The following is a 12,868-nucleotide window of genomic DNA, read 5'->3' as shown; positions in this document are numbered from 1 at the left end:
GTAACGGTGGTTCACGTACGGGGGAGGCGGGTTCAGAGGTGGATGCCGCACTCGGTCTTGCCGGAGCCCGCCCAGCGGCCGGCCCGGCCCTCCTCGCCCTCGCCGGGCTTGGCGGTGCAGGACAGCGGCGAGCAGCCGATCGAGGTGTAGCCCTCCCACAGCAGCGGGTTCAGCAGCACCCCGTTGGCCTGGACGTAGGCGTCCACGTCGTCCTGGGTCCAGCGGGCGATCGGGGCGATCTTCACCTTGCGGCGCTTGGCGTCCCAGGCCACCACGGGGGTGTTGGCGCGGGACGGCGACTCGTCGCGGCGCAGGCCGGTGGCCCAGGCGTCGTAGCCGCCCAGGCCGCGGTTGAGCGGCTCGACCTTGCGCAGCGCGCAGCACCGGTCCGGGTCGCGGTCGTGCAGGTGCGGCCCGTACTGGGCGTCCTGCTCGGCCACGGTGAGCTTCGGGGTCAGCGTGATCACGTTGACCCGCATGGTCGCGGCGACCGCGTCCCGGGTGCCGATGGTCTCCGGGAAGTGGTAGCCGGTGTCCAGGAAGACCACGTCCACGCCGGGCAGGACGGTGGAGGCGAGGTGGGCGACCACCGCGTCCTCCATCGAGGAGGTCACGCAGAAGCGCTTGCCGAAGGTGTCGGCGGCCCAGCGCAGGACCTCCTGCGCGGTGGCCTCCTCCAGCTCGCGGCCGGCCCGGAGGGCCATCGCCTCGTGGTCGTCAGTGGCGGTCGTCATGTCCGGTGCCCCCGTCGGTCGTTGGCAGCAGTCCGAGGAACTTCAACTGGAAGCCCCGACGGCACGCCCGGCATTCCCACGCGCCGTGACCGCTCTCGGACGGGCGCAGGTCCTCGTCCCCGCAGTACGGGCAGTAGAAGGGGGCGGCACGCTCGCTCATGCACCCACCCCGCTGCGCTCGGTGGTCGCTTCGCGAGGACGCGCGGGCTTTCCGGTCCGCTCGCTCCGCCCACTCACGACAGCTGCTCCTCGCTGGCCCGGACCGCCCACTGGGCGAACCGCTCGCCGTCCTGACGGTCCGCCTGGTAGCGGGTCAGCAGGCGCTCGACGTAGTCGGGCAGTTCGGCGCTGGTGACCTTCAGGCCGCGGATCTTGCGGCCGAAGCCGGCGTTCTCGAAGCCGAGCGCGCCGCCCAGGTGCACCTGGAAGCCCTCGACCTGCTCGCCGTTCCGGTCGGTGACCAGCTGGCCCTTGAGGCCGATGTCGGCGGTCTGGATGCGGGCGCAGGCGTTCGGGCAGCCGTTGATGTTGATGCTCAGCGGCTCGTCGAACTCCGGCAGGCGGCGCTCCAGTTCGTCGATCAGGGACTGGCCGCGGCCCTTGGTCTCGACGATCGCCAGCTTGCAGTACTCGATGCCGGTGCAGGCCATCGTGCCGCGGCGGAAGGTGGACGGGGTGACCCGCAGGTCCAGCGCCTCCAGGCCGGCCACCAGCGAGGCGACCTTCTCCTCGGCGACGTCGAGGACGATCAGCTTCTGCTCGACGGTGGTGGCCAGGCGGCCGGAGCCGTGCTCGGCGGCCAGGTCGGCGACCTGGGTGAGCAGCTTGCCGTTGACCCGGCCGACCCGCGGGGCGAAGCCGACGTAGAAGTTGCCGTCCTTCTGCCGGTGCACGCCGACGTGGTCGCGCCAGCGGCCGCTGGGCTCCTGCGGGCCGGGGCCGTCGACGAGTTCGCGCTTCAGGTACTCGTCCTGGAGGACCCGGCGGAACTTCTCCGGGCCCCAGTCGGCGACCAGGAACTTCAACCGGGCGCGGGTGCGCAGGCGGCGGTAGCCGTAGTCGCGGAAGATGCCGATCACGCCGGCCCAGACGTCCGGGACCTCCTCCAGCGGTACCCACGCGCCGAGCCGGACGCCCAGCTTCGGGTTGGTGGACAGGCCGCCGCCGACCCACAGGTCGAAGCCCGGGCCGTGCTCGGGGTGGACCACGCCGACGAAGGCGACGTCGTTGATCTCGTGCACCACGTCCAGCAGCGGCGAGCCGGAGATCGCGGTCTTGAACTTGCGCGGCAGGTTGGAGAACTCCTTGCTGCCGATGTAGCGCCGGTTGATCTCGTCGATCGCCCAGCTGCCGTCGATGATCTCGTCCTCGGCGATGCCCGCGACGGGGGAGCCGATCACCACGCGCGGGCAGTCGCCGCACGCCTCGGTGGTGGAGAGGCCGACGGCCTCCAGCTTCTGCCAGATCGCCGGGACGTCCTCGATCCGCACCCAGTGGTACTGGACGTTCTGGCGGTCGGTCAGGTCGGCGGTGCCGCGGGCGTACTGCTCGGAGACCTCGCCGATCGCCTTCAGCTGGGCCGTGGTCAGCTGGCCGCCGTCGATGCGCACCCGCATCATGAAGTACTCGTCGTCCAGCTCGTGCGGCTCCAGCAGGGCGGTCTTGCCGCCGTCGATGCCCTGCTTGCGCTGGGTGTACAGGCCCCACCAGCGCATCCGGCCGCGCAGGTCGTTCGGGTCGATCGAGTCGAAGCCGCGCTGGGAGTAGATCGTCTCGATGCGTGTCCGCACGTTGAGACCGTCGTCGTCCTTCTTGAACTGCTCGTTGCCGTTGAGGGGCGTGAAGTGCCCCATGCCCCACTGGCCCTCGCCGCGGTGGCGGGTCACCTTGCGGGCGGCGGGGCGGGCCGCGGGCGCGGCGCCGTCCTGAGGCTCGACCGTTTCGGGAGTGCGGGCCATGGTGTCAGTCCTTTGAGCGGCTTGGCAGGTGCGGGGTGCTGCTGGCGGCCCCCGGACGCGGCCCGCTCCCACCTGCGGTGTCTCAGCAGGCGGCGGGAGAGGGTGACGCTGGCCGGGGCAGGGTCTTGCGCGCATCCGCGACGGCGGGGATGGCGCCGGTGCGCTGCGGCGTACGAGGGGCTCAGGTCACCGGACAGATGGCGCTGGACACGCGAAGGAGGTCGACGTGGAGTCGGCCAACTAGGGTGGTTCCGGCGCTAGACATGGCAAGAGATTCGCACGGCGAGCGACTCGCGGTCCACTAACGTCCGAATCCTGGACTCCATCGTTCCGCATGCTGGGACAGCGGCCGTTCCCGGCCGGTCCGTGCCCCCCGCGTGCCCTCCGTAGGCCCTCCGTGGACCCCTGCGCGTGTCCTCCAAGTCCCCTGCCGCCTCCCTGTTGTCCCCCGGTGTCCCCCTGCGTTCCTCCGCGTTCCTCCGCGTTCCCCCCGGCGGGCCGCCGGTTCCCGGCAGGGCCGCTCGGGCCGCGCGGCCGGGGCCGATACCGTAGGGGCGTGCAAGCAGCAGGCAGTACCCCCCACCCGGCCGGAGGACCCGGGCCGACCGGCGACCGGTCCTCCCGCCGACGCGGCGGACGGCGCCGCGCCGCGAAGCGCAGCACCTGGCACGGCACCGCGTGGGCGCTGGTGAAGGACACCACCAACACCTGCGTGGAGTACCGGGTCACCGGACTCGCGGCCGAGGCGGCGTTCTTCACCCTCCTCTCCATCCCGCCGCTGCTGCTCTGCCTGGCCGGCACCCTCGGCTACCTCGACGACATCCTCGGGGCCGGGACGATCGACAAGCTCAAGCAGGACATCGTCTCAGCAGCTGGGACGGTGCTCTCACCGAGCTCCATCGACGAGATCGTCCAACCCCTGCTGCGCGACGTGTTCGACAGCGCCCGGCCGGACCTGATCTCGATCGGCTTCCTGCTCTCGCTCTGGTCCGGCTCCCGGGCGCTGTACATCTTCATCGACACCATCACCGTGATGTACGGCCTCGACGGCAAGCGCGGCCTGGTCAAGACCCGGCTGATGTCGCTCGGCCTCTACCTGGGCGCGCTGGTGATCGGCTCCCTGGTGCTGCCGCTGCTGGTGGCCGGGCCCGGGCTGCTGATCGGCACCTTCCAGAGCTGGGCCGGAGTGATCAACGGCCTGTACTGGCCCGCCGCGATCATCCTGCTGGTGCTCTCCCTCACCACCCTCTACCACGTGGCCGTCCCGGTCTCCACGCCCTGGCGCGAGGACATCCCCGGCGCGCTGGTCGCCCTGCTGGTCCTGGTGGTCTGCAGCGTCGCGCTCCGGCTCTACCTGGTCAGCTCGGTCGAGGGCCACTCCGTCTACGGCTCGCTCGCCGCCCCGGTCGCCGTGCTGCTGTGGATCTTCGTGGTGGCGCTGGCCGTGCTCATCGGCGCCGCCATGAACGCCGCGATCGACCGCCGCTGGCCCACCGTCGAGACCGCCGACGCCCGCGCCGAGAACGAGCGGATCGCCGAGGACGTCGCCGTCCAGCGCGGCCGCGAGGCCGCCGCCCGCCGGGCCGTCGAACGCGCCGAACGGGCCCGCCAGTTCGGCCTCGCCGAGGGCCACGACGAGGACCTCTTCGACGAGGACGACGACGAGCCCGTCCCCAGTGAGTACCCGGAGCGCTGGGCCTCCTTCCTCCCGTACGGCGACATCCGGCGCCGGCTCGGCGGCGGCCGGCGCCGCCGGCGCTCCGGGCGGTGAGCGGGCGGCCGGGGCCGCTACCTGTCGGTGGCGCTGTTCTCGGTGCTGTGCGCGCTGCCGTGGGCGTCGCCGTGCGCGCTGTCGTGCGCGTCGCCGGGCGTGCTGCCGTGGGCGCCGTCGTGGGCCCGGGCGCGGACGGCCGACAGCAGGGCGTGCACCAGCGAACCGGCCAGCGCGGCCGGGTCGGCGGTTCCGGTTCCGGTTCCGGTGCTGGTGCCGTTGCCGGTGGTGCCCTCGGTGGTGCTCCCGGCGGCGGGCGGGCGGAGGGTCAGCGTGCTGCCGCGGAAGCGGACGTGCACCAGGCCGCCCGGGGCGCGCAGCGCCAGCACCGCGCAGCCCGGGTGCCGTCGCCACACCTCCTCGGCCGACCCGTCCGGGTGCTCGCCGTACAGGACGTCCGCCAGGTGCCGCACCCGGGCGGGTTCGTCGGTCCGGGCCGCCAGGTGCCGGTCGCACCAGGCCGGGACGCCCGGGCCGGCGTCGAGCCGGACCGTCACCGTCACTGCCACCGGTCGCCCCCGTTCCCCGGGGTGCCGCTGTTCCCGCCGCGGTTTCCGCCGCTGTTCCCGCCTCCGCCCGTGAACAGCGGCGCGGGCGGGGCGAGTACGGGCGCCGCGGCTGGGTGGGCCGGTTCGCCCAGGCCGAGCACCCGGTACAGCAACCGCCGGATCCGGGGCAGGAACGCGCCCGGTTCGGAGGAGATCCGGGCCCCGATCTCCGCGTACGCCTCCCGCCGGTAGACCCCGTCCGCGTACGCGAGCTGCCCGTCCAGCGGGTGCGCCGGGTCCAGCGCCGGGGCGGTGCGCGCCAGTTGGACACCCGGCGAGTGCGGGTTGACGTCCCGGTGCGGGAACCGGGCCAGCAGGATCCGGGCCCCGGTGAGCGACGCGTACAGCGTCACCGACCCGTGGTCGCCGATCACGTAGTCGGCGGCCACCAGCAGCGGACGCCAGTCGGTCTGCGGGGCGACCAGCGACACCGCGCCGCCCGACACCCCCTCCACCCAGCGGCGCACCTGCCAGCCGCCGTGCCCGGCCGACACGTTGGGGTGCACCACCAGCGCCGTCCGGAACCGTCCGGCGGGCAGTTCGCGCACCAGCCGGGGCAGCAGCGCGTCCAGGCCGCCGAACACCGAGTTCGGCCCCCAGGTCGAGCAGAGCAGCACCAGCCGTTCCCGCTCGCCCAGGCCCAGCGCCGCCCGGTACTCCGCCCGCCGGGGCAGCGCCGCGACGATCCGGTCGTGGTCCCCGTCGCCGACCACCTCCGCGATCGGCAGCACCTCCGGGCAGGAGCGCTCCAGCACCGCCAGGTCGTCCCGGTGCGCCAGCGCGTACGCCGCCGCGTTCGGGCGGCCCTCCCACAGCAGGTAGTCCCGGCCCAGACCGGAGACCTCCCGCGGGCCGTTGCCGTTGCCGTTGCTGTTGCTGTTGCTGTCGCGCCGCTGTTCCCGGACGCCCGTCACCGAGCTCGCGGGCGGCAGCGCCCGGGCCAGCTTCAGGTGACCGGCCCCGTGCGGCAGCCGCACCAGCGGGCCGCGGACCTGCTCGATCCCCTTCGAACCCGCGGCCAGCACCAGGTCGAACTCGGTGGCCACCGCCTGCTCCCACGGCACCACCGTGCCGCCGAGCCCCGTCAGGAACGCCGCCAACCCCTCGTTGAACGCGTGCGGCGCGACGGTGAACACCACCTGCACCCGCAGGTCCGACGCCAGCAGCTCGCACACCTCGCGCAGCCGCTGCCAGTACACCGTTGTGTGCACGACCGCCAGCACCCGCTTGCGGTCGGGCAGAGTCGCCCAGGACATCGGGCCTCCCCCTCTCTTCCGGCCTCCCACCGGAACGGCGGGCACCGTGCGCCGCCGTCACGGGGAGGGATGTCCGGGCGCGGTGGCGGGACGGCTGGAGAACCCTTGCGCGGCTTGCGGAACCCTTGCGTCCGGGCCTTCCGCCAACTTCCCTTAGCAGTAGGCGAGTTGGGGTTTCGCGGAGGGGGTGGAAAATCGGTGGCGCGGGGGGCGGGCGGGTACTAGCGTGGCGTCCGCCGATCGAGCGCGCCCCAGGGCGGGGTGCGCGAGGCGCGTCCGGAGAGGAAGGAGGTGAGGACCGTGAGGCCCGTCCTCGCAGGTGCCTGCCACCGCGTCCAGAAGTCCAGCGAGTCCACCACCCCCCGGCCCCCGGCCCGCCGTCTCCCGGCGTCGCACCTCCGCTGACGCCCTCCGGCCGGGGCCGCCCGTTCCCCCGAAGGGTCCCGTTGATCACCGTGCAGGCCCCCGCCCGCCCCCTCCCCGTGCCCACTCCTCCTCCCGCGTCCTCCGTTCCCCCCGCGCACCCGCTCGCCGGGCTCGGCTGGACGGACGACCGGGCCGCCGCGTTCGCCCCGTTCGCCGCCGCCGGGCTGCTGCCCGGACGGATCGTCCGGATGGACCGCGGCAGCTGCGAAGTCCTGCTCGTCGACCCCGAGAACGGCGAGCCGGCCGTGCGCCGCGCCGCCACCCGTCCGGTCATGACGGCCGACACCGCGCACAACCCGTGCACCGGTGACTGGGTCGCGTTCGACCCGGCCGCCCGTCCCGCCCCCGCCCTCGCGGCGGTGCTGCCCCGCACCACCGCGATCATCCGCAAGGGCGCCCACAAGCGCTCCGAAGGCCAGGTCCTGGCCGCCAACGTCGACACCGTACTGATCGCCGTCTCGCTCGCCGCGGAACCCGATCCCGGCCGGATCGAGCGCCTGCTCGCCCTCGCCTGGGAGTCCGGGGCCGAACCGCTGATCGTCCTGACCAAGTCCGACCTGGTCCACGACGGCGACTTCGTCCGGGCGGACGTCGAGGCGATCGCACCCGGGGTCGCCGTCCTGACGGTCAGCGCCGAGACCGGCGAGGGGATGGACGGGCTGCGGGCCCGGGCCACCGGCTCCTGCGCCCTGATCGGCCAGTCCGGCGCGGGCAAGTCCACCCTCACCAACGCACTCACCGGGACGTCGGCGATGACGGTCCAGCAGGTCCGCTCCGCCGACGAGAAGGGCCGGCACACCACCACCGCCCGCGAACTCGTCCCGCTCCCGTCCGGCGGCGCCGTCATCGACACCCCCGGCCTGCGCGGCGTCGGCCTCTTCGGCGGCGAGGGCATCGACCAAGCCTTCGCCGACATCAGCGCCATCGCCGCCGCATGCCGCTACAGCGACTGCTCCCACCGCACCGAACCCCGCTGCGCCGTCCGCGCCGCCCTCACCGACGGCACCCTCCCCGAGCGCCGCTGGGAGAGCTACCTCAAGCTCCAACGCGAGAACGACTTCATCGCCGCCCGCACCGACGCCCGCCTCCGCGCCGAACGCGCCCGCCACCGCAAGCACCTCACCAAGGCGGCCCGCTCCTACCCCAGGCCCTGACGACCCCCGGCCCCGGGCGCACCGCCCGGGGCCGCCCACGGCGATGTCCGATTCCCGCCAGTCGGTACTCCGGCGATCACGCAGACTGGAAGGCGTGATCGACGACGAGACCAGGTACCGGGCCGTGGACAGCCGGGACGCCCGCTTCGACGGGGTGTTCTTCACGGCGGTACGGACCACCGGCATCTACTGCCGTCCGAGCTGTCCGGCCACCACCCCCAAGCGCACCAACTGCACCTTCTACCCGACCGCGGCCGCCGCCCAGGGCGCGGGCTACCGGGCCTGCCGGCGCTGCCGGCCGGACTCGGTGCCCGGCTCGCCCGAGTGGAACCACCGGGCCGACCTGGTCGGCCGCGCCGTGCGGCTGATCGGGGACGGCGTGGTCGACCGGGAGGGCGTCGCCGGGCTGGCGTCCCGGCTCGGCTACAGCTCCCGGCAGCTCCAGCGGCAGCTGACCGCCGAACTCGGCGCGGGCCCGCTCGCGCTGGCCCGGGCGCAGCGCGCGCAGACCGCCCGCCTCCTCCTGCAGACCACCGAACTACCGGTCACCGACGTGGCGTTCGCGGCCGGGTTCGCCTCCGTCCGGCAGTTCAACGACACCATCCGCGAGGTGTACGACCGCACCCCGTCCACGCTGCGCACCGAGCACGGCGGCCACCGCCGCACCCCGGCCGCGGGCGGCACGCTCGGCCTGCGGCTGGCCTACCGGGGCGCGATCGACACCGGCCACCTGCTCGACTTCCTCGGCCTGCGGGCCGTCCCGGGCGTCGAGGAGGTCGTCCCGGGTCCGCGCCCCGGCACCCGCAGCTACCGGCGCACCCTGGCCCTCCCGTACGGGCACGGCCTGGCCGAGGTGGACGGGCTCGCCCCCGGCGACCGGCCGGACCGGGGCTGGCTGGACTGCCGGCTGACCCTCACCGACCTGCGCGACCTGACCACGGCCGTGCACCGGCTGCGCGCCCTGTTCGACCTGGACGCCGACCCCGACGCGGTGGACGCCCGGCTCGCCGCCGACCCGCTGCTGGCCCCGCTGGCCGCCGCCCGGCCCGGGCTGCGCTCGCCCGGCCACGTCGACCCGCACGAGCTCGCCGTCCGGGCCGTGCTCGGCCAGCAGGTCACGGTGGCCGCCGCCCGCACCCTGGCCGGGCGGCTCGCCGAGCGGTACGGGACCCCGCTGCCGACCGCCGACGGCGGGCTGCGCCTGCTGTTCCCGACCGCAGCGGCGCTGGCCGCCGCCGACCCGGAGCACCTGGCGATGCCGAACGCCCGCCGCCGGGCCCTGCTCGGCCTGTGCGCGGCGCTCGCCGGCGGCACGGTCCGGCTCGACCCGGGCGTCGACCGCGAGCAGGCCGCCGCCGAGCTGCTCGCGCTGCCCGGCATCGGCCCGTGGACGGTCGGCTACCTGCGGATGCGCGCCCTCGCCGACCCGGACGTGTTCCTCCCCACCGACATCGGCGTCCGCGACGGCCTGCGCGCCCTCGGCGAGGCGGGCGACCCGCGCGCCGCCGCCGAACGCTCCGCCCGCTGGGCGCCCTGGCGCTCCTACGCCCTGCACCACCTGTGGTCGGCCGCGGCCGAACGCCACGCCGCCACTCCCCGTACCCGCGAGACCCGCGAGACCCCCAAGGACCAGCCATGACCACCGAACCCACCGCCGTGTTCACCACCGCGCCCGCCACCGCGCTCATCCCCGCGCCCGCCACCGTGTTCACCACCATGGAGAGCCCGCTCGGGACACTGCTGCTCAGCGGCGTCCTCGGCCCCGACGGCGGCTGCGCGCTGTCCACCGTCACCGCCCCCGGCCAGAAGGGCGCGCTCGCCGCACCCGCCGCCCACTGGCGACCCGACGCCGAAGCCCTCGCCCCGGCCGTCGACCAGCTCACCGCCTACTTCGCCGGCGCGCGCACCTCCTTCGACCTGCCGCTGGCCCCCGTCGGCACCCCCTTCCGGCAGCGGATCTGGGACGCCCTGGACGACATCCCGTACGGCACCACCCTCACCTACGGCCAACTCGCCGACGTCGCGGGCCAGTCCCCGCGCGCGGTGCGCGCCGTCGGCGGCGCGGTCGGCGCCAACCCGCTGCTGATCATCCGCCCCTGCCACCGCGTGATGGGCGCCAACGGCAGCCTCACCGGCTTCGCCGCGGGCATCGACGCCAAGCGCTGGCTGCTGGCCCACGAGAGCGGTGACCGGCTGTTCTGACTACCCGTCACCCCTCTTCCGTCTCACCACCGTTCGGTTCGGCCGGGGCCGGGGCGATCTCGGCCAGCCGCCGGGCGAGCCGGGCGACGTCCGGGGCGGCGAGCTGCCGGTACGCCTCGTGCGCGGCGGTGAACCGTTCCCGGGCGAGGACGAGATCACCCTTGGCGAGGGCGAGTTCGCCGAGCCACTCGACGGTGCGGGCCTGCCAGGGCGGCGCGCCCGCAGCGACGAAACCCTCCCGCGCGGTCTCCAGCGCGACCCGGGCCAGGTCGTACCGTCCGGCGCGGATGTGCGCCCGACCCATGATCGCCCGCGCCCGGCACACCTCGTAGGGGTCGGAGACGGCCGTCAGGTCCTCGATGGCCGCTTCGAGCTGGCGGACGGCCTCCGCCTCGTCGGCGGCGTCCACCGCGACCTCGCCGAGCGCGATCCGCAGCAGACCGACGCCGCGCCGGTAGCCGATCGCCGTCCGCAGTCGCATCGCCTCCTCGAACTCGGCCCGGGCGGCGTCGAGTTCGCCGAGCTGCCGGTGCGCGTGGCCGAGCCCGGTCCAGGACTGCGCCTCGGCCCGCACATCGCCGTTGGCGCGGGACACCTCCAGTGCCTGGGCGTACCAGTCGGCGGACTCCCGGATCCGCCCCGCGCTGCGCAGCCCCTGCCCGCCGGAGGTCAGCATCCACTGCTCCGCGATCCGGTCGCCGCTCTTCCGGGCCGCGTCCAGCCCCAGCGCGTGGGCCTCCAACTGGAGGGCGTGCGGGCGGAGCCGGATGAACATCGGCTGCATCGCGTCCGCCAACTGCCAGACCAGCCCGTACCGGCGGGCCCGCGCGCCGTCCCGGAGGACCGCGGCGAGTTGGTCGCGCTCCCGTTCGAACCAGGCGAGGGCTTCCGACTCATCGGTCAACTCGGGTACGTGCAAGGGCGGCTGGAGACAGTCGCGCGGCAGGAAGCGGTGGCTCGGCATGATCAGTGCTTCGACCGCGGTCGCTGTGGCCAGGTAGTGCTCGCCGACCCGGCGGACAGCGGCCCCACCCTGCTCGGGCGACTCCTCGGCAGTGCCCCGCTCCCGGGCGTGCAGCCGGACCAGGTCGTGGAACCGGTAGCGGCCGGCGGCCGGCTCCTCCAGCAGGTGCACCCCGGCCAGCGTGTCGAGCAGTGCGTCGGCCTCGGCCCGGGAGAGCTCGGCAGCCGCGCCGGCCACCTCGGACGTGAACTCCGGCACCGGCAGCAGACCCAGCAGTCGGTACAGCCGTCCGGCGGCCGGCTCCAGCGCCCGGTACGAGGCGTCCAGCACACCGCGCACGGCGGCCTCGCCGTCCAACCGCAGGACGGTCAGCCGGTCGCCCTCCCGGAGCAGCGCCTCGGCGGTCGCGGACAGCGGTTGCTGCGGGCGGGCCGCCATGCGGGCGCCGACCACGCAGATCGCCAGCGGCAGTCCCGCGCAGCGGGTGACGACCTGGTCGGCGGCCAGTGGCTCGGCGGCGATCCGGTCCGCTCCGACCCGCTGGGCGAGGATGGTGGCTGCGGCATCCGGGTCGACCAGGCCGACGGTGAGGAACTCTGCGCCGTCCATGGCGAGTCCGGTGAGCCGGGTGCGGCTGGTCACCACGGTCGCCGCGGCGTGCGCCACCGGTAGCAGTGGCCGAACCTGGGCGGCGCCGATGGCGCTGTCGAGCAGGACGGCGATCCGCATCCGGGCGCCACAGGGCACTGGTTTCGTCCAGGACTTGTCCGGTCGATCATGTGACTATCACTCGCGTTGCTCGTTGGTTCGGGCATGGGGCGGGGAGATCTCACGGATGCCGAGTGGGAGCGGTTGCGGCCGTTCCTGCCGGTCAGCAACAGGCGTTGTGGCCGGTGGCGGGACCATCGGCAGGTGATCGACGGGTTCCTGCACCGGGTGCGGACCGGGATGCACTGGCGGGATCTGCCCGAGCGGTTCGGCCCGTGGAAGACGGTCTACGAGCGTCACCGGCTGTGGTCGGCCGACGGGACCTGGGAGCGACTGCTCCGGCAGGTCCAGGCGGAAGCGGACGCGGTTGGCGACATCGGCTGGGACATCTCGGTCGACTCCACCCTCGTCCGGGCCCATCAGCACGCGGCCGGCGCCCGCACCCACCCGCCGCCGGTCCTCGCGCCAAAGGGGGCTGGGCCGGTGGAACACCAGGACGGGACGCCGTGGCAGAGCCTCGCCGCCCGCCTGGCGGAGGTGGTGCGGGAGGTGAGGGACTGGGCCGCTCGCGCGGCGGCTTCACCACCAAGGTCCACCTGAGCGCGGACGGCCACTGCCGCCCGCTGTCCCTGGTCCTTAGCGCGGGGCAGCGGGCCGACTGCACGCGGTTCGAGCCCGTGCTGGAGAAGATCCGCGTCCCGCGGACCGGTCCGGGCAGGCCCCGCAAGACGCCCGACAGCGTGGCCTGCGACAAGGCGTACAGCAACGGGCCGTGCCGCGCCTACCTGCGCAGACGCGGCATCCGGCACACGATCCCGGAGAAGACCGACAGTCGGGCCGCCCGCCTGCGCAAGGGCTCACGCGGCGGACGGCCACCGGGCTTCGACGAGGAACGTTACAAGAAGCGCAACACCGTCGAACGAGCCATCAACAGGCTCAAGCACGCCCGAGCCGTTGCCACCCGCTATGACAAGCGCGGCTACGTCTACCTCGGCACCGTCACCGCAGCAGCCCTCGTCATCTGGCTCCGCACATGATCGACCGGACAGGGCCTAGTAGTGCTTCGTTACGTTGGGTGATCTTGCCTGTTGGTGGGCATTCTTCGGGTGTGAAGCTGGGGGATGTGGAGCGGCTCCGTGGTGAGTTG

General features: G+C 74.2%; 11 protein-coding genes and 1 pseudogene. 5 read left to right on the top strand and 7 right to left on the bottom strand.

The window, feature by feature from the left end; genetic code table 11:
- Positions 1-32: 32 nt before the first annotated feature.
- The 4 genes from ACIP60_RS25650 to ACIP60_RS25635 all read right to left on the bottom strand — a co-directional run bounded on the left by ACIP60_RS25650 (position 33) and on the right by ACIP60_RS25635 (position 2,957).
- The gene (locus ACIP60_RS25650) at positions 33-734 is read right to left on the bottom strand and encodes a phosphoadenylyl-sulfate reductase (protein ID WP_400688196.1); all 702 of its coding nucleotides are present in this window, start codon (positions 732-734) and stop codon (positions 33-35) included.
- Complete coding sequence (locus tag ACIP60_RS25645; protein WP_199846956.1) at positions 718-894, bottom strand: hypothetical protein; 177 nt, start codon at positions 892-894, stop codon at positions 718-720. The genes ACIP60_RS25650 and ACIP60_RS25645 overlap by 17 nt, the downstream gene beginning before the upstream one ends.
- A gap of 73 nt (positions 895-967) precedes the next feature.
- Positions 968-2,692 carry a nitrite/sulfite reductase gene (locus tag ACIP60_RS25640; RefSeq protein ID WP_400688193.1) on the bottom strand — a complete coding sequence of 575 codons (1,725 nt, stop codon included), beginning with the start codon at positions 2,690-2,692 and terminating at the stop codon, positions 968-970.
- Between the two features lie 181 nt (positions 2,693-2,873).
- On the bottom strand, positions 2,874-2,957 hold the full coding sequence (locus tag ACIP60_RS25635; protein WP_318264789.1) for a putative leader peptide: 84 nt from the start codon (positions 2,955-2,957) through the stop codon (positions 2,874-2,876).
- Positions 2,958-3,248: 291 nt separating this feature from the next.
- On the opposite strand from ACIP60_RS25635, the gene ACIP60_RS25630 reads away from it, so the two are divergent.
- Positions 3,249-4,463 (top strand): YihY/virulence factor BrkB family protein, encoded by a 1,215-nt coding sequence (locus ACIP60_RS25630; protein WP_400688191.1) that lies wholly within the window; start codon positions 3,249-3,251, stop codon positions 4,461-4,463.
- 17 nt (positions 4,464-4,480) lie between these two features.
- Here ACIP60_RS25630 and ACIP60_RS25625 read toward each other — a convergent pair whose 3' ends face one another.
- Positions 4,481-4,972, bottom strand: a complete 492-nt coding sequence (locus tag ACIP60_RS25625; protein WP_400688189.1) for a hypothetical protein — start codon at positions 4,970-4,972, stop codon at positions 4,481-4,483.
- A complete protein-coding gene (locus ACIP60_RS25620) occupies positions 4,963-6,267 on the bottom strand; it encodes a hypothetical protein (RefSeq protein ID WP_400688187.1) in 1,305 nt (434 codons plus the stop codon). Before ACIP60_RS25620 ends, ACIP60_RS25625 begins: the two co-directional genes overlap by 10 nt.
- 455 nt (positions 6,268-6,722) lie before the next feature.
- On the opposite strand from ACIP60_RS25620, the gene rsgA reads away from it, so the two are divergent.
- From rsgA to ACIP60_RS25605, 3 genes are read left to right on the top strand one after another with little or no spacing between them, the layout of a single operon-like run.
- Positions 6,723-7,847, top strand: a complete 1,125-nt coding sequence (rsgA, locus tag ACIP60_RS25615; RefSeq protein ID WP_400688605.1) for a ribosome small subunit-dependent GTPase A — start codon at positions 6,723-6,725, stop codon at positions 7,845-7,847.
- A gap of 43 nt (positions 7,848-7,890) precedes the next feature.
- A complete protein-coding gene (locus ACIP60_RS25610; protein ID WP_400688185.1) occupies positions 7,891-9,486 on the top strand; it encodes an AlkA N-terminal domain-containing protein in 1,596 nt (531 codons plus the stop codon).
- On the top strand, positions 9,483-10,049 hold the full coding sequence (locus tag ACIP60_RS25605; protein WP_400688183.1) for a methylated-DNA--[protein]-cysteine S-methyltransferase: 567 nt from the start codon (positions 9,483-9,485) through the stop codon (positions 10,047-10,049). The genes ACIP60_RS25610 and ACIP60_RS25605 overlap by 4 nt, the downstream gene beginning before the upstream one ends.
- 7 nt (positions 10,050-10,056) lie before the next feature.
- Here the strand turns inward: ACIP60_RS25605 and ACIP60_RS25600 are convergent, their stop codons facing one another.
- Positions 10,057-11,742 (bottom strand): tetratricopeptide repeat protein, encoded by a 1,686-nt coding sequence (locus tag ACIP60_RS25600; protein ID WP_400688181.1) that lies wholly within the window; start codon positions 11,740-11,742, stop codon positions 10,057-10,059.
- A gap of 84 nt (positions 11,743-11,826) precedes the next feature.
- On the opposite strand from ACIP60_RS25600, the pseudogene ACIP60_RS25595 reads away from it, so the two are divergent.
- Positions 11,827-12,758, top strand: a pseudogene (locus ACIP60_RS25595) (IS5 family transposase).
- Positions 12,759-12,868 lie beyond the last annotated feature (110 nt).

The organism is Kitasatospora sp. NPDC088783, assembly GCF_044750705.1.
GTDB lineage: Bacteria > Actinomycetota > Actinomycetes > Streptomycetales > Streptomycetaceae > Kitasatospora > Kitasatospora fiedleri.
The sequence above is the reverse complement of the archived record's forward strand: the minus strand, read 5'-3'. Positions and strand labels throughout refer to the sequence as shown.